This is a genomic window from Microbacterium sp. 4R-513 (genome assembly GCF_011046485.1).
Classification (GTDB): domain Bacteria; phylum Actinomycetota; class Actinomycetes; order Actinomycetales; family Microbacteriaceae; genus Microbacterium.
In genome coordinates, this window is record NZ_CP049256.1 from 2327822 (window position 1) to 2347025 (window position 19204).

At 70.0% G+C, this 19204-nt stretch carries 24 protein-coding genes; 15 read left to right on the top strand and 9 right to left on the bottom strand.

Annotation, left to right across the window (positions count from 1 at the left end; all coding sequences use genetic code 11):
• The first annotated feature begins 65 nt into the window (after positions 1-65).
• Entirely contained in the window at positions 66-869 is an 804-nt protein-coding gene (locus G5T42_RS10065) for a shikimate dehydrogenase (protein WP_165128188.1), read from the top strand.
• Entirely contained in the window at positions 866-1528 is a 663-nt protein-coding gene (locus G5T42_RS10070; RefSeq protein WP_165128190.1) for a TetR/AcrR family transcriptional regulator, read from the top strand. The genes G5T42_RS10065 and G5T42_RS10070 overlap by 4 nt, the downstream gene beginning before the upstream one ends.
• A gap of 18 nt (positions 1529-1546) precedes the next feature.
• Here the strand turns inward: G5T42_RS10070 and G5T42_RS10075 are convergent, their stop codons facing one another.
• From G5T42_RS10075 to G5T42_RS10085, 3 genes are all read right to left on the bottom strand, one after another.
• Positions 1547-2314, bottom strand: coding sequence for an IclR family transcriptional regulator (locus tag G5T42_RS10075; protein WP_206535618.1), 768 nt, complete (start codon positions 2312-2314; stop codon positions 1547-1549).
• Between the two features lie 6 nt (positions 2315-2320).
• Complete coding sequence (locus G5T42_RS10080; RefSeq protein ID WP_165128194.1) at positions 2321-3061, bottom strand: IclR family transcriptional regulator; 741 nt, start codon at positions 3059-3061, stop codon at positions 2321-2323.
• Between the two features lie 183 nt (positions 3062-3244).
• Positions 3245-4213: a ThuA domain-containing protein gene (locus G5T42_RS10085; protein ID WP_165128196.1), complete on the bottom strand. Its 969-nt coding sequence runs from the start codon at positions 4211-4213 to the stop codon at positions 3245-3247.
• A gap of 10 nt (positions 4214-4223) precedes the next feature.
• Here G5T42_RS10085 and G5T42_RS17905 point away from each other — a divergent pair, with 10 nt between their 5' ends.
• Entirely contained in the window at positions 4224-4682 is a 459-nt protein-coding gene (locus tag G5T42_RS17905; protein WP_206535619.1) for a PDDEXK nuclease domain-containing protein, read from the top strand.
• 82 nt (positions 4683-4764) lie between these two features.
• Positions 4765-5148 (top strand): PPOX class F420-dependent oxidoreductase, encoded by a 384-nt coding sequence (locus G5T42_RS10095; protein WP_165128198.1) that lies wholly within the window; start codon positions 4765-4767, stop codon positions 5146-5148.
• Between the two features lie 81 nt (positions 5149-5229).
• Here G5T42_RS10095 and G5T42_RS10100 read toward each other — a convergent pair whose 3' ends face one another.
• Positions 5230-6135 carry a S1 family peptidase gene (locus G5T42_RS10100; protein ID WP_165128200.1) on the bottom strand — a complete coding sequence of 302 codons (906 nt, stop codon included), beginning with the start codon at positions 6133-6135 and terminating at the stop codon, positions 5230-5232.
• 166 nt (positions 6136-6301) lie between these two features.
• On the opposite strand from G5T42_RS10100, the gene G5T42_RS10105 reads away from it, so the two are divergent.
• A complete protein-coding gene (locus G5T42_RS10105; protein ID WP_165128202.1) occupies positions 6302-6751 on the top strand; it encodes a VOC family protein in 450 nt (149 codons plus the stop codon).
• 6 nt (positions 6752-6757) lie between these two features.
• Here the strand turns inward: G5T42_RS10105 and G5T42_RS10110 are convergent, their stop codons facing one another.
• The 3 genes from G5T42_RS10110 to G5T42_RS10120 all read right to left on the bottom strand — a co-directional run bounded on the left by G5T42_RS10110 (position 6758) and on the right by G5T42_RS10120 (position 8804).
• The gene (locus tag G5T42_RS10110) at positions 6758-8029 is read right to left on the bottom strand and encodes a hypothetical protein (protein ID WP_165128204.1); all 1272 of its coding nucleotides are present in this window, start codon (positions 8027-8029) and stop codon (positions 6758-6760) included.
• Positions 8026-8187, bottom strand: coding sequence for a hypothetical protein (locus tag G5T42_RS10115; RefSeq protein WP_206535791.1), 162 nt, complete (start codon positions 8185-8187; stop codon positions 8026-8028). The genes G5T42_RS10110 and G5T42_RS10115 overlap by 4 nt, the downstream gene beginning before the upstream one ends.
• 107 nt (positions 8188-8294) lie before the next feature.
• On the bottom strand, positions 8295-8804 hold the full coding sequence (locus tag G5T42_RS10120; RefSeq protein WP_165128206.1) for an isoprenylcysteine carboxylmethyltransferase family protein: 510 nt from the start codon (positions 8802-8804) through the stop codon (positions 8295-8297).
• A gap of 98 nt (positions 8805-8902) precedes the next feature.
• On the opposite strand from G5T42_RS10120, the gene G5T42_RS10125 reads away from it, so the two are divergent.
• The 10 genes from G5T42_RS10125 (at position 8903) to G5T42_RS10170 (ending at position 17440) form a co-directional block, all read left to right on the top strand.
• Positions 8903-9493 (top strand): carboxymuconolactone decarboxylase family protein, encoded by a 591-nt coding sequence (locus G5T42_RS10125; RefSeq protein WP_165128208.1) that lies wholly within the window; start codon positions 8903-8905, stop codon positions 9491-9493.
• Positions 9494-9508: 15 nt separating this feature from the next.
• Positions 9509-10393 (top strand): RNA polymerase sigma-70 factor, encoded by an 885-nt coding sequence (locus tag G5T42_RS10130; protein WP_165130185.1) that lies wholly within the window; start codon positions 9509-9511, stop codon positions 10391-10393.
• Positions 10394-10462: 69 nt separating this feature from the next.
• On the top strand, positions 10463-11548 hold the full coding sequence (locus G5T42_RS10135; RefSeq protein WP_241245773.1) for an alpha/beta fold hydrolase: 1086 nt from the start codon (positions 10463-10465) through the stop codon (positions 11546-11548).
• Between the two features lie 130 nt (positions 11549-11678).
• Positions 11679-12524: a methyltransferase domain-containing protein gene (locus G5T42_RS10140; RefSeq protein ID WP_165128212.1), complete on the top strand. Its 846-nt coding sequence runs from the start codon at positions 11679-11681 to the stop codon at positions 12522-12524.
• Positions 12525-12674: 150 nt separating this feature from the next.
• Positions 12675-13559 (top strand): hypothetical protein, encoded by an 885-nt coding sequence (locus G5T42_RS10145; RefSeq protein WP_165128214.1) that lies wholly within the window; start codon positions 12675-12677, stop codon positions 13557-13559.
• A gap of 38 nt (positions 13560-13597) precedes the next feature.
• Positions 13598-14422, top strand: coding sequence for a DUF2510 domain-containing protein (locus tag G5T42_RS17710; RefSeq protein ID WP_165128216.1), 825 nt, complete (start codon positions 13598-13600; stop codon positions 14420-14422).
• 2 nt (positions 14423-14424) lie between these two features.
• A complete protein-coding gene (locus tag G5T42_RS10155) occupies positions 14425-15222 on the top strand; it encodes a sulfite exporter TauE/SafE family protein (protein ID WP_165128218.1) in 798 nt (265 codons plus the stop codon).
• Positions 15223-15425: 203 nt separating this feature from the next.
• Positions 15426-15875 carry a MaoC family dehydratase N-terminal domain-containing protein gene (locus G5T42_RS10160; protein ID WP_165128220.1) on the top strand — a complete coding sequence of 150 codons (450 nt, stop codon included), beginning with the start codon at positions 15426-15428 and terminating at the stop codon, positions 15873-15875.
• Positions 15872-16300, top strand: a complete 429-nt coding sequence (locus G5T42_RS10165) for a MaoC/PaaZ C-terminal domain-containing protein (protein ID WP_241245774.1) — start codon at positions 15872-15874, stop codon at positions 16298-16300. Before G5T42_RS10160 ends, G5T42_RS10165 begins: the two co-directional genes overlap by 4 nt.
• Positions 16301-16303: 3 nt before the next feature.
• On the top strand, positions 16304-17440 hold the full coding sequence (locus tag G5T42_RS10170; protein ID WP_165128222.1) for a UDP-N-acetylmuramate dehydrogenase: 1137 nt from the start codon (positions 16304-16306) through the stop codon (positions 17438-17440).
• Positions 17441-17517: 77 nt separating this feature from the next.
• Here G5T42_RS10170 and G5T42_RS10175 read toward each other — a convergent pair whose 3' ends face one another.
• Together G5T42_RS10175 and G5T42_RS10180 are read right to left on the bottom strand one after the other, a co-directional pair.
• The gene (locus G5T42_RS10175) at positions 17518-17919 is read right to left on the bottom strand and encodes a glucose-6-phosphate dehydrogenase (RefSeq protein ID WP_165128224.1); all 402 of its coding nucleotides are present in this window, start codon (positions 17917-17919) and stop codon (positions 17518-17520) included.
• A gap of 2 nt (positions 17920-17921) precedes the next feature.
• Positions 17922-19121, bottom strand: a complete 1200-nt coding sequence (locus tag G5T42_RS10180; protein WP_206535620.1) for a pyridoxal phosphate-dependent aminotransferase — start codon at positions 19119-19121, stop codon at positions 17922-17924.
• Positions 19122-19204 lie beyond the last annotated feature (83 nt).

The window sequence follows — 19204 nt, forward strand, 5'->3', positions numbered from 1 at the left end:
GGTCTCATCGGCGACGGCATCACGGCATCCCTGACGCCCCCCTGCACGAAGTCGAGGCGCGCGCGATGGGACTGGATTACGAGTACCGCATCCTGGATCTCCTCGAGCTCGGCCGACCGGCGAACGATGTCGGTGCGATGCTCACCGAGGCGCGATCCGCCGGCTACGCGGCGATGAACATCACGCATCCCTGCAAGCAGCTCGTGCTGGACCTCGTCGACGAGCTGGACACGGATGCCGCGAACCTGCGCGCCGTCAACCTCGTGGTCTTCGACGGTGACCGCCTCGTCGGCTACAACACGGACTGGATGGGCTACCGCGACGGCCTGATCGCCGGCCTGCCGAACGCGTCGCTCGACCGCGTCGTGCAGATCGGATGCGGTGGTGCCGGTGCGGCGACCGCGTATGCGCTCCTCTCCGTGGGGGCCCAGCGGTTGGACCTGTTCGATGCAGACGCCGTCCGCGCGGATGAGCTCGCGCTGCGGATGCGCGCTCGTTTCACTGAGGCGACGATCGGGACGCTCGCGTCCGACGAACTCCCGGAAGCGATCGCCGTCGCGACGGGCGTCGTACACGCGACTCCCCTCGGAATGCTCCATCACCCCGGCGTCGCCTTCGACGTCGGACTGCTCGCCGAGAGGGCCTGGGTCTCGGACGTGGTGTACCGCCCCCTGGAGACGGAGCTGATCCGGGAGGCGGCGCAACGAGGGCATCCCGTGCTCGACGGCGGGCGGATGGCCGTCGGCCAGGCATGCGCTAGTCTCCGAATCATCACGGGTCTCGAGCCCGACCGCGACAGGATGCAGCGCCACTTCCGTGACCTCATCAGCGCCGAGGTGGATTCGCGCATGCGAAGGGGAGGTCGATGAGCAGTTCCGCGAGCGACACGAGCGCGGCTGCGAACACCGACCGCGCGGAGCGCACGCAGGCGGACATCCTGAGGGTCGCGACCGCGGAGTTCGCGGCCAACGGTTACGCGGGTGCGCGAGTGGACGAGATCGCCGCGCGCACGCGCACGACGAAGCGGATGATCTACTACTACTTCGGATCGAAGGAAGGGCTCTATCTCGCGGTGCTCGAGCGGGTGTACGCGCAGATCCGCCAGGTCGAGCGAGGCATCCAGGTAGCGGAGCTCGCGCCGGATGAGGCGCTGCGCACGATCGCCGAGGCCACCTACGACCACCACACGACGCACCAGGCCTTCATCCAGCTGGTGAGCATCGAGAACATCCATCGCGCGGAGCACCTCAAGCAGTCCGAGACGATCCTCCGCGAGAACGCCACCGCGATCACGCTGTTGGAGGAGGTGATCGACCGGGGAGTGCGGGCCGGAATCTTCCGGGACGACATCGATGCGGTGGACGTGCACATGGTGATCAGTGCATACGCCTGCTTCCACGTGGCGAATCGGCACACGTTCGCGGCGATCTTCGACCGCGACATGCTCGACCCGCAGCTCCAGGACTCCCACCGCAGGCTGATCGGCGACATGATCGTCGCCACGATGACCGATCGCCGCGGCCGCTGAGCCGCTCGGCGACTGTCGTCAGCCCCAGGCAGGTCCGGTCGTCGCGAGTCGACGCGCGACGGCACTGGCGGCCGCACGAACCGCCGGCGTCAGACGGTCGAGGTCGAACCGGTCCGCACCGCACGAGACGGAGATCGCTCCGGCGACGCGGCCCGATGGGGCGAACACGGCCGCAGCGGCTGAGGACGATTCCGGATCGTACTCGCGCACTTCGCTCGCCGCGTCACGTCTGCGGACGTCCGCCAGCTCACCTCGGAGCCTCACCGGATCGGTCACCGTCCCGGACGTCCATGCCCTGAGCTCCGACGAGAGGATCTCCTCGACGTCGAGGGGCGCAGAGTGGGCGAGCACCGCCTTTCCGAGTGAGGTGGCGTGGACGGGAAGCCGCGAGCCGGTGCGGATCGTGGGCCGCCCGCCGGCTCGCCCGCGAAGCGTGGCGATGCAGACCATCGCGCCTCCGTCGCGGATGGCGAGGTGCACGTTCTCGCCCGTCTTGTCGCGGAGCTCGGCCAGAACGGGCAGCGCCGCGATTCTGAGCTCCCGGGGCTCCTCCGCCAGCTGTCCGAGCTCGAACAGCCGCAGGCCCAGGTGTATGAGCTTGCCGTCCCGCTCCAGGTACCGCTGCTTCACCAGCGTCGCCACCAGCCGGGAGACCGTGGACTTCGGAAGTCCCGCACGCAGGGCCAGCTCCGAGATCCCGAGCCCTCTGTCGTTCTGATCGAACGCCTCGAGGATCAGCGTCATGCGGTCGAGGACGCCGATGCCGTCTTCGACCACCTTGCCCACCATCTCCTAGGCCACCTGCAATGCCAGTCGGTGGGTGAGCGCCGAGGCGGCGTGACGCACGAGCGGTGCGATGCGCTTCGGATCCATATCAGTCACGGGGCCGGCGACGGAGATCGCCGCCACCGGCAGTCGCTCCGGCGACAGGACGGGGCTGGCCACGCCGATGACCCCGGGAAAGGTCTCGCATCGATCGATCGCGACCGCATCGATCCGCACGGACGCGAGCTCCTTCTCGAACGCGAGCCGACGGCTCGAGTCGAGGCTCGTCATCACGCCGCCGAGCACCCCCTCATCGTCGGTGAATGCGAGCACCGCCTTGCCGAGTGCGGTGGTGACCGACGGCACGCGGACGCCGGCCCGGGAGGGCACGGGTCGCAGCCGTCCCCGGACGGAGACCACCGAGAGCATCTCCCGGCCCTCTTGCACGGCGACGTTCAGATGCTCGCCCGTCGCGTTGAAGAGCTTCGCCAGGACCGGCAGGGCTGCGACGGTCAGCCGTCGCGGCGTGCTCGCCCGTGCTCCGAGCTCGAAGAGTCTCAGACCGATCGTTATGCCGTCCTCGGTTCGCGCGAGGTAACGCTGTCGGACCAGATCGGCGACGAGTCGGGACACGGTCGACTTGGGGATGCCGGTCGCCCGAGCCAGCTGTGTGATGGAGGTCGAACCGTGTGACTCGCGCACGGTGTCGAGAATGGCGAGGATCCGGTCGAGCACCGATACCGGCTCGTCTCTGAGAGCGGATCGCATGTGTGCAGTATCCGTCGACTCCGCCGGCCCGGCAACTGCGCGCATCGCTATCGGCCGGATGGTTCCACCCAGTGGAACGAGCCCGCTCTCGTCCGTCTTTCAGGCGAAGGCCAGGGGCCCGGACTCACCCGCTGGATGCGTCCGAGCCCCCGGTCGATCACTCGTGAGGGTGCCGTTGCGGCGTCAAGCGGCGCAGAAGGGCTTGATCCCCATCGCGCTCTCGAGTCCCTCCATCACGTGCTGCTTGAAGAACGCGTCGCCGTCACCGGGCAGGGTGCCCAGCCAGGCCGCGTTGTCGTGTCCGAGCGTCGTCAGCCACGCCCGTCCGCCGTCGTAGTACTGGCACCAGCTCACCGGGTGGTGCTCGCCGTGGCCGGCCGGGGTGGCCTCGCTCGTCGCCCGGTCGACCTCGAGCAGGACATTGACGAAGCTGGGGTAGGGCGTGAGGTTGTACCACTCGTCCTTGAAGGGCCACGTTGCCGGCATACCCGCCGTCGAGACGTCACGGTTGTTGATCGTCTCCACCGTTCCGTCGCGGTTCGGCCCGTGGTTGTAGAAGTTGGCGCCACCGAGCAGGCCCTCGTAGTAAGGCCAGGAGTACTCGGCGCCGAACGCGTTGTGGATGCCGACGAAGCCGCCGCCGCCGCGGATGTACTGCATCAGCGTCGTCTGAGCCGTGTCGTCGAGGGTGTCACGGTTGGAGCTGAGGAAGACCACCGCCTGGTAGTTGTTCAGCCGGAACTGGGAGAGATCCTCGGTGTAGTCGACCGCGATCCCGCGTTCTTCCGCCCATGCCTTGAGCGTGGCCTGTGCGACGTTGTTCGCATTCAGCGGCGGGTTCAGACCGGGAGCCAGCGGGGTGCCGAGGTGGGCGTGACGGGGACCGGCCGTACGGCTCCAGATGAGGATGCGCTTGGTCTCGCCCTCCGTCCAGCCATTGCCCCACTCGTGGTAGCAGGACGGATCGACTCCACGACACACGCCGTAGTCCTTGATCTCGTCGAGGTAGATCTGGCTGGCCGTCGCCGGCTGACCGCCGAGACCGTTCCCGTTCCCCTTGTCGCTCTGCAACGCCGTCCCCCCGACCACCAGACCGGCACCGAGCGCTGCCGCGGCGACGAGGGTGACTCCGGAGCGTATGAGTGATTTCATGTGATCTCCTTTGATCGTTCGTGCTGATCCCTCGGGTGGATCGACGCGACCGGCCCGGGGCTGGTGTGAATCTAGGCTCGCCGCGAACCTCGGGGCAAAGCTCGTTCCACCCAGTAAGCCGCGGTCTCAGCGGGACCGGCGTGTCGGGTCTCGACGGTCGCTCGTCGTCCAACAGGGCGTTGGACGAAACGCGCGCAAGTTCGATCCGAGGGATGCCGGTCAGCTCGGCTTCTACGTCGCGCTCGTGGACGATCGGCTCCGGCTGCCCGACCGGCACGCGCCGACCGTCGGCATCCTGCTCGTCGCGGCCGAGAACGAGACCGTCGTGCGGCACGCGCTCGCCGGCACGGCGCAGCCCGTCGCCGTGAGCCGATACGAGCTCTCGCCGGCCGACCAGGCGGCGCTGCCGGCCGGGGAGGCCCTCACTCGGCTCGCCGACGAGATCGCGGAGTCGGGCGAAGCGTCGTGACACGCGGTTGCGCGGTCTCATGCCGGAGGCGATGAGGGCTGAGCTGCCGGCCCAGTCCGAGGGCGCGGGGTAGCGTCTCTCCGTGCGTACTCTGACGGCGGCGGGACAGGACTTCATGCGGGAGCGGCACCTGGCGACGCTTTCAACGCTCGCACCGTGGGGCGGCATCCACTCAGTTCCGGTCGGAGTGACGCTCCACGAGGGCGTTCTGCGGATCATCTCCTCGCGCGGATCTCAGAAGGTGCGCAACCTGCGACGGGACGGCACCGCGACCGTGAGCCAGTTCGACGGCGCTCGCTGGGTCACCTTCCAAGGCGCGGGCACGGTACACGACGATCCCGATGAGGTGGCGCTCGCCGTGGCGCTCTACGCCGGTCGATACCGTCAGCCGCGCGAGAATCCGCTCCGCGTCGCGATTCAGATCGTGCCCACGCGACTGATGGGGAGCGCCGGACTGATCGACTGACCCCGCCGGGCGCGGGTGCGCGGTCACGCACACAGCCCCGACCCGCGCACGCGCGGATCGGGGCTGCGGATGCCGATCGGTCTACCGGGGTGCGATGTCGTCCCACAGTCCGAGCGGTGCGAGGACCGACTCCATCCACGCCTGCACCTCGACGGTGTCGACGCGATAGGGGAAGCCCTGGCCGCCGCAGCTGTAGTTCTTCACCCAGGAGTTGACCGCGACCACGGTGTTCGTGTCGCCCGCGAAGATCGGCCCGCCGGAGTCGCCGAAGCAGGTGCCGACGCGACCCTGGCCGAAGTTGGATGCCAACTGCAGGTTGTACCCCGCGGTGTTCTGGTTCCGAGCGTTGATGATGAAGGTCTGACCGGTCAGCCGCTCGCGGTACGAGACCGTGTTCTGCCCGTTCTTGCCGTTCGTGCGGGTGACCCCGTAACCCGAGACGGTAACGACCGCGTCGACGCCGGTGCCGAGCGCGTCCGCGGCGCCGACCGGGGCGAGGGCCCCATAGGTGTCGATGTCGGGATAGGCGGCCTCGACGGCGCCCGGCTCCAGCACGATGAGGCCGACATCGTGGGTCTCGGGAATGCTCGACAGGTCGGTGAACCCGTAGTTGTAGAGCATCGTCGACGTGACGCCACCGGTGTAGGGGTAGCCCGAAGTCGCCGGGGTGTCCGTCACGGGGTCGTAGTCGACACCCGCGTCCTGCTCGAACCAGATCCGTGCCGAGGCGGCCACGTTGCCCTCGTCGTCACCGGCGACGCAGTGCCCCGCCGTGAGGAAGACCTCGGGGGACAGCAGCGTCCCCGTGCATCGATGCAGGAACGTCCCGTCCTCGTCGTAGAAGGCGACCAGTCCCACGTATTCGTGTTCGAAGTCGGGTGTGATGTTCGGGCCGGTGACGGCGCCGGCGGGTGCAGCCACCAATGCGGTGGCTGTCACCGCCAAGGCAGCCGGCAGCAGTGCCCAGCGAGCGAATCTGGCAAGCATCGTGTGCTCCTTTGCAAACGGGTTCCAACGGGTTTCGACTCTTGTAACCCGCGCGCCGCTCGATTCACAAGGCGGCAGAAATCCGTCGCGCCGAGAGATACAATCGCCGGCCCGTTCCGCCGATGGCGCCGCCCGTCACCGGTTCCTGGGCGGTAGCGTGCAACGCATGTCCATCAGACTCGAGAACGTCGGCATCGCCGTGCGGGACCTTGAAGCGACGATCGCCTTCTTCACGGACCTCGGACTCTCGGTCGTCGGCCGGGACACCGTGAGCGGCGAGTGGACCGACACGGCGGTCGGTCTCGACGGGAACCACGCCAACATCGCGATGCTCCAGACTCCGGACGGCGCAGGTCAGCTGGAGCTCTTCGAATACATCCACCCGGAGGCGATCGAGACCGAGCCGACCCTCCCCAACGAGATCGGCATGCACCGGGTCGCATTCTCGGTGGACGACCTCGACGAAGCCCTCGCGATCGCCGCCCGTCACGGCTGCCATCCGCTGCGGGGCGTCGCGAACTACCGCGACGTCTACAAGCTAACCTATGTGCGCGGCCCGAGCGGGATCCTGGTGATGCTCGCGCAGGATCTGAGCCGGAATCCCGACCGGACATAGCCGGGATCAGGGATTGGCGAGCGTCCACAGCAGGAACACCGCCACGACCTGCAGGGCGATGCTGATCGCGAGGGACCACGCGCGTCGCCGCCGCGTCCGCGACAGCCTGTCGTCGGCGAGCAGCGGGGCGAGCGGCAGCACGAGACGCGGCAGGCTCTGCGTGGGCAGGAACACGGCGAAGAGGTACAGGGTGTAGCTCAGCGCGAAGCCCACGACCTCGAGGCCCAGGGCGCGAACCGGCCCCGAGGCGATCCAGCGGAACGCCGCAGCCACGGCGCCGAGGATGATCAGCACACCGAGCGGGCCGAGCCAGGTCCAGCCCATGACGAGCCCGGGGGCGAGCGGGACGAGCTCTCCGCCGCCGAGGAACGGCACCCACCACGCCATCTCGGTCTGCACGTACGCTCCCGGCTCCCCCGTGACGAGGTCGGCCACCACGGGCCACATGAGCCCTGCGGTGGCCGTCGCGAGTCCCGACACGACGAGCCCGACGACCTCGGAGCGCGGGAGCGGATCCTCGGTGCGCAGCATCCATCGACCGATGAGCAGGATGCCGAGAGCCAGGGCGAGCGCGAGGGCGCCGGGTCGCGTGAACGCCGCCGCGACGCCGAGCGGTGCGATCAGCAGATATCTGCGACGGACCGCGAGCAGAAGCGCCGAGAAGATCAGGAGGAGGAAGAGCGACTCGGCGTAGCCGAGCACGAAGACGAACGAGAGCGGGCCGAGGGAGAACAGCACCACGGCCCACCACGACGCCCGGGCGGAGGTGACGTGCCGCAGCAGCGCGTAGAGGACGACGCAGGCCGCACCCGAGGCGACGAGGCTGATGACGACGCCGGCGAGCTGCCACGGCATCCCCGTCGCGCTGGCGAGGACCCGTTCGAGGATGGGCAGGAGGGGGAGGAAGGCCCAGTTGTTCATCTGGACCGCGCCCGCGGCATCCACAGGCAGCATGACCGGATACCCCACGGAGGCGATCTCTCCGTAGCGGTCGGCATCCCATCCGGAGAGGAAGCGCAGGAACGAGGGCGCCGTCTCGCCGTCGGGGCCGAACGGCCAGTGGCCGATCTGCGAGACGGCATAGGCCGTGAGGAGAAGCGCGAGGTTCACCAGCCGGCCGAGCGCCCAGACCAGCACGACGGGCGCTGCCCAGCCCGGCTCCAGGGGCGTGGTCCCCTGCCGCGGTCCGAGCAGCTCGCCGGCGACCGCTCGCGCACGGACGCGCCAGCGGGTCGCTGTGTCTGATCCCCGCCGGAGCTGCTCGGCGGGGCTGCTCACGCCTTGTCGCCGCGATCGACGACGGCGTCCTCGGCGGCGGCCTCTGCGGCCGCGCCCTCCTCAGGTGACTCCGAGCCGGACTCGGCGGCGCTGCCGTCGGCGGCCCGCTCGTCGTCCTGCTGGGAACCGGAACCCTTGCCGGAATCGCTCGTGCTCATCGGAACTCCTTCACGTTGCTGCCCGGGTTCAACGATCACCGAGCCGATGCACCGGCGATAAGGGGTTGACACGTCCCGCTCTTGGCCCCGGGCGGGTGCGGGTCATGTCAGTCGCGGCGCGTCCAGGGGCGGAGCCGAGGGATCCAGCCCCGGACGTTCTCGCGGTACTCGCGATACCGGTCGCCGTACTCACCCTCCAGGGTCGGCTCCTCGTACGCCTTCACGAACAGCAGCACGGCGAGGAACGCGATCACGGCATACATGGCGGTCCACACGCTCGCGAACAGCAGCGCCTGCCCGAAGATGATCGCAAGGACGGCCAGGTACATCGGGTTGCGGACGTAGCGGTACGGACCCACCACGACGAGCTCGGCGGTCGGCGCGGGCGGCGCCGGAGTGCCGTCCGCAAGGGCGAAGCGGACGAACGCGTCGAGCAGCACGACGATGCCGCCGACGATGGCGACGACAGCGACAGCTGTCGCGATCCACGGTGTTCCGCCCGGCCAGGCGCTCGTCCACCCCGTGAGGAGCCAGGGGATCACGCCGGCCACGATTCCGGGCGCGAGGAAGAGGAAGACGATCGTGCCGACCCACGCGCGCAGTCGCCGGTGACCCATGTGCCGAGGATAGCGACGGTGGGAATCGGCGGCGATGTCACACCGTGGGACCGGCCGGTGTCTCCATGTCGTACACCCCGGACGACAAGGAGAACGACATGACCACCGGCACCCGCATCCCGCCCACCGAGGTCGACGGCCTCTACGGAGCCCTCATCACCTTCGCCGCGAAGAGGATGACGGGGAAGGTCCCCGACTCGCTCGGCATCCTGTGGCACAACAAGGCCGTCATGAAGGACGCCATGAGCATCGGCGGCAAGACCGAGCGGTGGAAGGCGCTCGACCCCCAGCTCGCCTCGTACGCCGCGATGGCCGCCGCCGCCGAGATCGGGTGCAGCTTCTGCCTCGACCTCAATTACTTCCTGGCGCACGACCACGGGCTGGACGCCGGCAAGGCCCGCGAGGTCCCACGGTGGCGCGAGGCATCCGTCTTCTCGTCCCTCGAGCGGATGGTGATGGAGTACGCCGAGGCCGCGAGCCAGACGCCCCCGGCGGTCACCGATGAGCTCTCCGACGCGCTGCTCGCCGAGCTCGGCGCGGCCGCACTCGTCGAGCTCGCCGCCCGGGTGGCCTTCATGAACATGTCGGCGCGCATGAACATCGCGCTCGGCATCCGCTCCGAGCAGTTCGCGGATGCCTGTGGCCTGCCGCCGCTCGCCACGCGCAGCGCCGTCTCGGACGCCGCGTAGGCTCCCGCCATGAGCATGGGCGCCCGCGTCGACGATCCCTTCGTGACTCATCGGAATCTGCTGTTCACCGTCGCGTACGAGATGCTCGGCTCCGCCGCCGATGCCGAGGACGTGCTGCAGGAGTCGTGGCTGCGGTGGGACGGGGTGGACCGCTCGCTGGTGCGCGAGCCGCGCGCGTACCTCGTGCGGATCGTGACGCGGCAGGCGCTCAACCACCTCCGCTCGACGGCTCGCCGCCGCGAGGACTACGTGGGGGAGTGGCTGCCCGAGCCGCTTCTCACGAGCCCGGACGTGGCCGACGACGTGGAGCTCGCCGAGAGCCTCTCGATCGCGATGCTCACGGTTCTCGAGACGCTCACGCCCTCGGAGCGGGCGGTCTTCGTGCTGCGCGAGGTGTTCGACGTGCCGTACGACGAGATCGCGGATGCCGTGGGGAAGAGCCCTGCGGCGGTGCGTCAGATCGCGCACCGCGCGAAGGACCACGTCGCCGCCCGTCGACCGCGCGTGCGGGTCGTGCCGGCAGAGCACGAGGTCGTGGTCGCGCAGCTCGTGGCCGCGCTCAACACGGGCGATCTGCAGGGGCTCATGGACGTGCTGGCCCCGGACGTCGTCTCGGTCGCCGACAGCGGTGGCAAGGTGCGCGGCGCGGCCCGGCGGCCGATCGTCGGCGCCGACCGCCTCGCCCGCTACCTCATCGGCGGCATGGCGAAGGTCGAGGGCGTCCTCGTGGCGAGCCCGATGTGGGTCAACGGGCAGCCGGGGATCCGGATGGAGCTCGACGGGCAGCTGGTCGGCGCCGTGAGTCTCACGGTGGAGGAGGGACGGATCACCCGGGTCTTCTCCATCGCGAACCCCGACAAGCTCGGGCGGCTCGAGGAGGAGGCCGCCCTCGCGCGCTGAGCCCGCCGAGCTCGTCGGAGTGCACGGCCGCAGGTGTGTCCGAGGCATCCGGCTCCTACAATGACCCGCGTGGGCGCCTTCGAAGCGGATGTCGTGCAGGACATCCGCTTCGCGCGCTCGGCGGACGGCGTCGGCATCGCCTACGCGGTGCACGGCGCGGGCCCACCGCTCCTCATCGACGCGTGCTGGCTGAGCCACCTGCAGTTCGACTGGCAGAGTCCCGTCTGGCGTCACTTCCTCGAGGGTCTGGGCCGTGTCGCGACGGTGATCCGTTACGACGAGCGCGGTCATGGACTGTCGGACCGGGGCATCACCGACCACAGTCTGAAAGCGCGGGTCGCCGACCTCGAGGCGGTCGCCGACGGTGCGGGGTTCGAGAAGTTCGCCCTTCTCGCGATGGCGCAGGGCGGTCCTGTGGCGCTCGAGTATGCCGCGCGGCATCCCGAACGCCTCACACGGCTGATCTTCTACGGGAGCTATGCCGGAGCCCATGCCGGGGCGTCGCCCGAAGAGATCGCGCTCGACGAGGCATTCGAAGCGCTGATCCGCGTGGGCTGGGCGCGGCCCACGGCGGAGTTCCGCCGGGTCTTCAGCAGCCTCATGATCCCCGGCGGCACGGAGGAGCAGATGCGCTGGATCGACGACCTCCAGATGATGGCGGTGGATGCCGAGACCGCCGTGATCGCGCGGGCGCAGCGCCAGAACGTCGATGCGAGCGACCGCATGGCGGACATCGACCTTCCGACCCTCGTCATCCACAGCCGCGGCGACCAGATGAACCAGTTCCACCACGCCCGCGACCTCGCAGCTCACATCCGCGGAGCACGACTCGTGGCGCTCGAGAGCGACAACCACATCGTCCTGGAGGATGAGCCGGCGTGGCCGGTCTTCCTCGACGAGGTGACACGATTCCTCGCGCCGGACCGCGTGAGCCTGAGTGCGCCGGTGTCCGACGACCTCAGCACCGTGCTCTCTCCGCGCGAACTCGACATCCTCCGGCTCGCGGCCGAGGGATACGACAACGAGGCCATCGCGTCCGAGCTCGTCCTGTCGGTCCGGACCGTGGAGCGGCATCTGCAGAACGCGTACGCGAAGCTCGGCCTCCAGGGTCGCGCCGCGCGCACGGCGGCAGTCGCCCGTCTGCTGTCCCACTGATCGGGGCTCCGACTACGCGCCAGCCGCCAGCGGCGGCCTCGCGACCGCGCGAAGCTGCGTGCTGACGCCGATGCGGCGACGGATGCCTCGTTCCTACGGTTGGCTCATCAACCCCGACCAGGAGGTAAGGATGTCCAACACCACCCCCACAGGACCCGCCGTGACGGCCACGCCCGAAGATCGCGCACTCAAGGCGAAGCACGCCGCGATGTGGGCGAGCGGAAGCTACCCGACCGTCGTCGAGGACGTCGTCGGCGGGCTCGGCGGCCTACTCGTCGAAGCGCTCGACGTACAGCCCGGCGAGCGCGTCCTCGATGTCGCCGCGGGCACGGGCACCTCGGCGATCCCGGCTGCACGCCGGGGAGCCGACGTCGTCGCGACCGACCTGACGCCCGAGCTGCTCGATGTCGGTCGGGCCGCGGCATCCGCCGAGCATGTCGACATCACCTGGCAGACCGCGGATGCCGAGTCGCTGCCCTTCGCGGACTTCTCGTTCGACGTCGTGCTGTCGGCGATCGGCGTCATGTTCGCCCCGCACCACCAGCTCGCGGCGGACGAGCTTGTCCGGGTCGCCCGTCCGGGCGCGCGGATCGGGGTCCTGAGCTGGACGCCGAACGGCTTCATCGGCGAGATGTTCTCGCTCATGAAGCCGTATGCCCCGCCGCCCCCGGCCGGCGCCTCGCCCGCGCCTCTCTGGGGCCTCGCGGACCACGTGCGCATGCTGTTCGGCGAGCGCGTCACCGACCTCGTCGCCAGCCAGCAGACGCTGCGCGTCGAGCGCTTCGCGAAGGGAGCCGAGTTCCGCGACTTCTTCAAGGCGAACTACGGCCCGACGATCTCGGTCTACCGATTCATCGCCGACGACGCCGACAAGGTCGCCGCCCTCGACGCCGAGCTCGCGGCGCTGGGGGACCGGTCTCTGCGAGACGGCGTCATGGGGTGGGAGTACCTGCTCGTCACGGGGCGGCGGGCCTGACCCGGCCGGGATCCGACCGGGCCCGGCTCTTCGCCGGGCCCGGTCTCGGCGTCCGGTCGCACGGCGCGACATCGGGGGCGCATGCGCGCCGCAGCCGCTCGCGTCGGCGCTCGCCGCTAGCGTTGACCAGCCGAGAACCGAGGGAGCCCGATGACCGACGTGCCGATCGAGACGTCGCTGGTGCGCACCTACCGCTATGTGCGCATCGGGATCGCCGCCACCGCGCTCGTCATCGCAATCGCGGTCGTCTTCGCATTGGGCGACGTCGGTCTGCTGCAGTCCATCAGCGCGTACTACTACTCGCCCGCGCGCAACGCGCTCGTCGGTGCGCTGATCGCCGTGTGCTTCGGCCTCTTCGCGCTCTCGGGCCGCGGCGTCGAGCGCAATCTGCTCGATGTCGCCGCCCTCCTCGCGCCGATGATCGCCTTCGTGCCCACTCCCATGTATCCGGGCTCGATCCCGGGGTTCGAGGGGACATGTCCCGGTGACACCCCCTGCGTGCCTCTCGAGGTGCGCGCGGGCGTCGACGACAACGTCGCGACCTTCCTCGTCGTCGGTGTCGTGCTCGTCGTCGTGGCGCTCGTGATCCGCAGACGACAAGGTCTCGCGTGGCGGCAGATCGCGGCATCCGTCATCGTCACCCTGGTCGTCCTGCTCGCGGTGTGGGTGACCTGGGCCTTCGCGCGCGAGACGTTCCTCGCCTTCGGCCATTTCGCCGCCGCGGGGCTCTTCTTCCTCGTGATCGCGGCCGTCGCGGTGTGGAACGCTTTCCCGCATGCGAGCGATCCGCTGTGGGTGCAGCCGTCGCGCGCCCTCGCGATCACGAACATCGTCATCGCGACGGCGCTCGTGCTCGACATCATCGTGGTCGTCGCCCTCGTCGCGAGAGGCGAGATTCCGGATGCCCCGATCCCACCCGTGTTCGTGTGCGAGTTCATCGCACTCGGCCTGTTCGCCCTGTTCTGGATCCTCCAGTCGGCCCAGAAGTGGCGCGACCCGAACCCGAGCCTCATCGGCTCGCTCGCGGCCGCCTGACCGCTGCCCCCGAGGAGCCCGCGAGTAGGGTTGCCGATATGAGCTCTACCCCGCCCGGCTGGTACGACGACGGACACGGTGCGCGCCGCTGGTGGGACGGGGCCCGCTGGACGGAGCAGACGCAGACGCAGACGCCCGACGCGGTGACGGATGCCGCGTCCCCCGTCGCGCCGGCCGGTCCCGACCCTGTGCACCAGCCCGAGGCGCCCGCCGCGGTCTACCCGCTCGCCGCGGGCGGTTCGGTGTATCCGCCCGCTGCGGGCGATCCCGTCTTTCCGACCGAGCCCGGCGGCCCGGTCTATCCGCCCGAGGCGGGCGGCCCCTACGGTCCGGGGCCGTACGCCGAGTCCCAGCCCGCGCAGAAGAGGTCCAAGCTCTGGATCGTGTGGGTCGTCATCGGCGTCGTCGTCCTGGGCCTCGTCATCACGGCGATCGTCGTCATCCCGATGCTGCTGTCGAGCGTCTTCGCCGCCGGCGGCGGCATCAAGCCGGGGAACGACGACGAGCAGGCCGCGGTCGACGCCGTGCAGCTGTACGACGACGCGTGGAGCGAGGTCGACTGCGACAAGTTCTTCGCCGCGACGACCGAGTCGTTCCGGGCGCAGATCGGGCTCGCCGAGTGCGATTCCTTCGAGGGTGAGGCGCAGGGCTTCAGCGAGTCCACCGACGAGTACGAGATCGCGGTCACCGACATCTCCCGCGACGGCGGAACGATCACCGTCGCCACGACCGAGACCTACCTGTCGCTCACCGACGACGAGAACCAGCCGCTCGCGACCCGGGAGCCCGCCGAGGTGCACTACGAGTACTACGTCGTGGCGGACGGGGATCACTGGGCCATCGACGACGCGGCGTCCGACTGACCGTGAGCGATGCGACTGTCGGCGCGGCGCGAACGCCCCGCTTCTTCCTCACGTGCGTCGGCATCGGCCTTCTGGCGGGGCTGCTCTCGGGCCTCTTCGGCGTGGGAGGGGGCACCGTCATCGTGCCGCTCCTGGTGCTCATCCTCAAGTTCGACCAGCGACTCGCGGCCGGCACCTCCCTCGCGGCCATCGTGCCGACAGCGACGGTCGGCGTCATCTCCTACGCGATCCACGGGTCGGTCGCCTGGATCCCGGCGCTCATCCTCGCGGTCGGCGCGGTCGGCGGCGCGCAGGTCGGCACGTGGCTGCTCCCGCGGCTGTCCCAGACGGTGCTGCGGTGGTGCTTCGTCGGCTTCCTCGTGCTCGTCATCGTGAGCCTCTTCCTCGTCATCCCCTCCCGCGACGCCGAACTGCCGCTCACGTTCGTCACGATCGTGGGCCTGGTCGTCCTGGGGGTCGTCACGGGGACGCTCGCGGGCCTGCTCGGTGTCGGCGGAGGCATCATCGTCGTGCCGGCGCTCATGATCGTGTTCGGCACGAGCGACCTCATCGCCAAGGGCACCTCGCTGCTCATGATGATCCCCACGGCGATCTCCGGAACGATCGGCAACTTCCGCCGCCGCAACGTGGATCTCCTCGCGGCGGCCCTCGTCGGCCTCGCCGCCTGCACGACGACGGCGCTCGGCGCCTGGATCGCCACCCTCGTGGACCCCTTCGTCGGCAACGTCCTCTTCGCCGTCTTCCTCACCTTCATCGCGGTGCAGATGGCGGTCCGGGCCGTCCGCGGCCGCGCTCGCTGAGGCATCCGTTGCCCGCGCCGCTCGGCGAGAACATACGTACCCGCCGAGAGCACACGTCGTTCGCGTCGACATCGGGTGGTCTCGGCGAGATCCTACGTTCTCGCCGTCAGCCCGGGTCGGCCGGGGTCCGCGGCCCGGCGAGCAGGGGTCGGGCGGGCGCCGAGCCGGAAGGGAGGAGGGTGGCCGCTGGATAGGATGGCACGGTGCCAGTGAACCCCGAGCTCGTCGGGCGGGACTTCCCGCCGACGTCGCCCTACCTCGTCGGCCGCGAGAAGGTCCGCGAGTTCGCGCGCGCCGTCTTCGCCGGCGACCCCCAGCACACCGACCCGGCCGCCGCGCAGGCGCTCGGCTACACGGACGTCGTCGCGCCGCCGACCTTCGCGATCGTGGTGCAGGAGCACACGCTGCAGCAGCTCCTCGCCCAGCCCGACTCGGGGATCGTGCTGCAGAACGTCCTGCACGCCGAGCAGCGCTTCTCCTATACCCGCCCGATCGTCGCTGGCGATGAGCTCACAGGAAAGCTGGCCGTGACCGGCATCCGAACCCTCGGAGGAAACGCCATGGTCACGAGCGAATCGGTCATCACGGATGCCTCCGGCGCCCACGTCGTGACCGCGACATCCGTCCTCCTCGTCGGGGAGGGGGAGCAGTGACCGACGCGTCGACGAGCTCAGGGACCGGGATCGCCGTCGGCGACGTCGTCGCCGAGCGCACCGTGCACCTCACCCGCGAGTCGCTCGTGCGATATGCCGGCGCCTCGGGCGACTTCAACCCCATCCACTACCGCGACGACATAGCGACGTCGGTCGGGCTGCCCGGCGTGCTGGCGCACGGCATGCTCACGATGGGGCTCGCCGTCGAGACGATCGTGCCCTGGCTCGGCGACGCCGGACGCATCCTGGAGTACGGCGTGCGGTTCACGCGACCCGTCGTCGTCGACGCCGAGTCCGGTGCCGATGTCGCGATCTCCGCGAAGGTCGGCGCCGTCGACGACGAGACCGCCCGCATCGATCTGACGGTGTCGCACGCCGACACGACGGTGCTCGGCAAGGCGCAGGTCCGCGTCCGTCTCGCGTAGCCCATGCCCGACGTCGAGCCGCTCCCGCTCGCGCAGCTCACGACGCTGCGCACCGGCGGTGTCGCCGCGCGCATGATCGACGCGCACACGCGCGACGAGCTCGTCGGTGCGCTCCTCGAGGTGTGGGGCGACGGCGGCCCCTGGCTCGTGCTCGGCGGCGGCTCGAACCTGTTCGTCGGCGACGAGCCCTTCGACGGCGCCGTCGTGCGCATCCTCACGAAGGGCATCGAACGGATGCCTTCACCCCGGCCCGGCTTCGCCCGCCTCCGCGTCGAGGCGGGGCACGACTGGGACTCCCTCGTCGGCTTCGCGGTCGAGCAGGGGCTCGCCGGGATCGAGGCGATGTCGGGAATCCCCGGCACGGTCGGCGCCGCACCTGTGCAGAACATCGGCGCCTACGGTCAGGAGATCGTGCAGACGCTCGTCGAGGTCGAGCTGCTCGACGAGTCGACGGGCGAGGTCACGACCGTGCCGGCTGCTGAGCTCGGCCTCGGCTTCCGCACGTCTGTGCTCAAGCACCACTACGGCTCGGCGCCGCTCCGCTCCGCGGTCATCCTGTCGGTGACGCTCGAGCTCGCGGAGGTCGGCCACGAGGAACGGCCGATTGCGGGATCGCAGCTGCGCACCGCTCTCGGCCTCGCCGAGGGTCAGGGCGTCACGGTGGCCTGGATCCGCGACCACGTGCTCGCGACCCGCCGCCGCAAGGGCATGGTGCTCGACGACGCCGACCCCGACACGTGGAGTGCCGGGTCGTTCTTCCAGAACGCCGTGGTCTCGGCATCCTTCGCACGCACTCTGCCCGACGAGTGCCCGCGGTGGCCCGTCGCCCCGGACCTCGACCCGGTACTCGTCATCCCGCTCGCGTCGTTCGACGGCTACGTGCCCGCGCCCGTGACCCACCAGCCCGACGTCAAAGTCAGCGCCGCGTGGCTCATCGAGCACTCGGGCATCAGCAAGGGCTTCAAGCTCCCGCGCTCGCGCGCCGCACTGTCGACCAAGCACGCGCTCGCCCTCACGAACCGAGGCGATGCCACGGCGGCAGAGCTCGCCGAGCTCGCGCGCTTCATCCAGGGCCGTGTGCAGTCGGAGTTCGGCCTCGTGCTCCAGCCCGAGCCGGTGCTCCTGGGCGTCGAGCTCTGAGGGGAGTCTCTGCTCCGGGGCGTTGAACTCTCAGCCGGCGCCTGAGCGCGTCGCCGGGCTCTGAGCTGAACCCGCGGTCAGGCCACCTGGCGGCCGCACACGCCGCACACGCCGTTGGCGGCCACCTCGATGAAGCAGTCGGGGCACATCGCGCGCGTCGTGTCGAGGTCGGGTGCGCGCCGGGCGGGCGCCGAGACGCGCGGCGCGGATCGCGCCCGCTCCCGGCGCACCGGCGCCGAGGGAGCGACCGGGGCGCGCCGCGCGGCGGGAACGTGCGCCGCGCAGTAGAACCGCACGTACCCGGCATGGTTGTTGGGATGCCGGTGCTTGTACGCCCACAGCTCGTCGCGCGGCCGCGGGTCGACGTCGGGTCCGCAGCCCGCGCAGCGAGCGGGCCCGCCGGGGACGACGTCGGCCAGCAGCATGGGGGACTCGAACGGGAGGGCATCCCGCCAGTCGGCCGACTCGGTGATCCTCATCGTTACGCGAACAGGTCCTGCATGCGGTGAACGCCCTCGAGGAGGGCATCGTCGCCCAGTGCGTACGACAGGCGCAGGTATCCCGACGGGCCGAACGCCTCGCCCGGCACCACGGCGACCTCGGCCTCGTCGAGGATGAGGTCGGCGAGCTCGAGCGAGGTCTCGACGCGCTTGCCGCGCCACTCCCGGCCGAGGAGCCCGGTCACGTCCGGGTAGGCGTAGAACGCGCCGAGGGGGTTCGGCACGGTGACGCCCTCGATCTTCGACAGCTCCGAGACGATGAGCTTGCGCCGCCGGTCGAAGGCGAGCCGGAACTGCTCCGCCTCGGTCTGCGGGCCGGTCAGGGCCGCCAGCGCCGCGCGCTGCGCGACGTTGTTCACGTTCGAGCTCAGGTGCGACTGCAGGTTGGCGGCGAGCTTGATGGCGTCGGCGGGCCCGACCATCCAGCCCAGACGCCAGCCGGTCATCGCGTAGGTCTTGGCGACGCCGTTGACGAGGATCGTCTGAGCCGCGGCATCCGGAACCGCCTCCACGATCGAGACGGCACGCACGCCCTCGTAGACGAGGTTCTGGTAGATCTCGTCGGAGATGATCCAGATGCCGTGCTCGACCGCCCACTCGCCGATCGCCTTCGTCTCCTCCGCGGTGTACACCGATCCCGTGGGGTTGGAGGGCGAGACGAAGACGAGCGCCGTCGTCTTGTCGGTGCGCGCGGCCTCGAGCTGCTCGACCGTCACCTTGTACTCCTGGTCCGCCCCGGCGAACACCTCGACGGGCACGCCGTCGGCGAGGGCGATCGCCTCCGGGTACGTCGTCCAGTACGGGGCGGGGAGGAGCACCTCGTCGCCCGGGTTCACGACCGCCTGGAACGCCTGGTAGACGGCCTGCTTGCCGCCGTTGGTGACGACGACCTGCGACGGCGCGGCCTCGAGGCCCGAGTCGCGCAGTGTCTTCGCCGCGATCGCCTCGCGCAGCACGGGGAGGCCGACCGCGGGGGTGTACCGGTAGTTCGCCGGGTCGTGGAGCGCCTCGATCGCGGCATCCACGATGAACTGGGGCGTCGCGAAGTCGGGCTCGCCGGCCGCGTAGCTGATGACGGGACGGCCTGCCGCCTGAAGAGCCTTGGCCTTCGCATCGACCTTGAGGGTCGCCGACTCGGCGATCGCGGACAGCTTGCGGGACAGGGGAGCGCGTTCGGTCACGCCTTCGAGCGTACCCGGGCGCGCCGCCTCGATGACGGCGAGGCATCCACCGAATGGGGGATGGGCGCTACGTCGGAAGGGCG

Excerpts from the sequence above, each read along its gene's own strand:
- G5T42_RS10175 (WP_165128224.1), bottom strand. The coding sequence starts at position 17,919 with ATGAGGATCACCGAGTCGGCCGACTGGCGGGATGCCCTCCCGTTCGAG.
- G5T42_RS10130 (WP_165130185.1), top strand. The coding sequence starts at position 9,509 with ATGGGCGCCCGCGTCGACGATCCCTTCGTGACTCATCGGAATCTGCTG.
- G5T42_RS10105 (WP_165128202.1), top strand. The coding sequence starts at position 6,302 with ATGTCCATCAGACTCGAGAACGTCGGCATCGCCGTGCGGGACCTTGAA.
- G5T42_RS10065 (WP_165128188.1), top strand. The coding sequence starts at position 66 with ATGGGACTGGATTACGAGTACCGCATCCTGGATCTCCTCGAGCTCGGC.
- G5T42_RS10140 (WP_165128212.1), top strand. The coding sequence starts at position 11,679 with ATGTCCAACACCACCCCCACAGGACCCGCCGTGACGGCCACGCCCGAA.
- G5T42_RS10080 (WP_165128194.1), bottom strand. The coding sequence starts at position 3,061 with ATGCGATCCGCTCTCAGAGACGAGCCGGTATCGGTGCTCGACCGGATC.
- G5T42_RS10125 (WP_165128208.1), top strand. The coding sequence starts at position 8,903 with ATGACCACCGGCACCCGCATCCCGCCCACCGAGGTCGACGGCCTCTAC.
- G5T42_RS17710 (WP_165128216.1), top strand. The coding sequence starts at position 13,598 with ATGAGCTCTACCCCGCCCGGCTGGTACGACGACGGACACGGTGCGCGC.
- G5T42_RS10070 (WP_165128190.1), top strand. The coding sequence starts at position 866 with ATGAGCAGTTCCGCGAGCGACACGAGCGCGGCTGCGAACACCGACCGC.
- G5T42_RS10145 (WP_165128214.1), top strand. The coding sequence starts at position 12,675 with ATGACCGACGTGCCGATCGAGACGTCGCTGGTGCGCACCTACCGCTAT.
- G5T42_RS10085 (WP_165128196.1), bottom strand. The coding sequence starts at position 4,213 with ATGAAATCACTCATACGCTCCGGAGTCACCCTCGTCGCCGCGGCAGCG.
- G5T42_RS10120 (WP_165128206.1), bottom strand. The coding sequence starts at position 8,804 with ATGGGTCACCGGCGACTGCGCGCGTGGGTCGGCACGATCGTCTTCCTC.
- G5T42_RS10170 (WP_165128222.1), top strand. The coding sequence starts at position 16,304 with ATGCCCGACGTCGAGCCGCTCCCGCTCGCGCAGCTCACGACGCTGCGC.
- G5T42_RS10115 (WP_206535791.1), bottom strand. The coding sequence starts at position 8,187 with ATGAGCACGAGCGATTCCGGCAAGGGTTCCGGTTCCCAGCAGGACGAC.
- G5T42_RS10100 (WP_165128200.1), bottom strand. The coding sequence starts at position 6,135 with ATGCTTGCCAGATTCGCTCGCTGGGCACTGCTGCCGGCTGCCTTGGCG.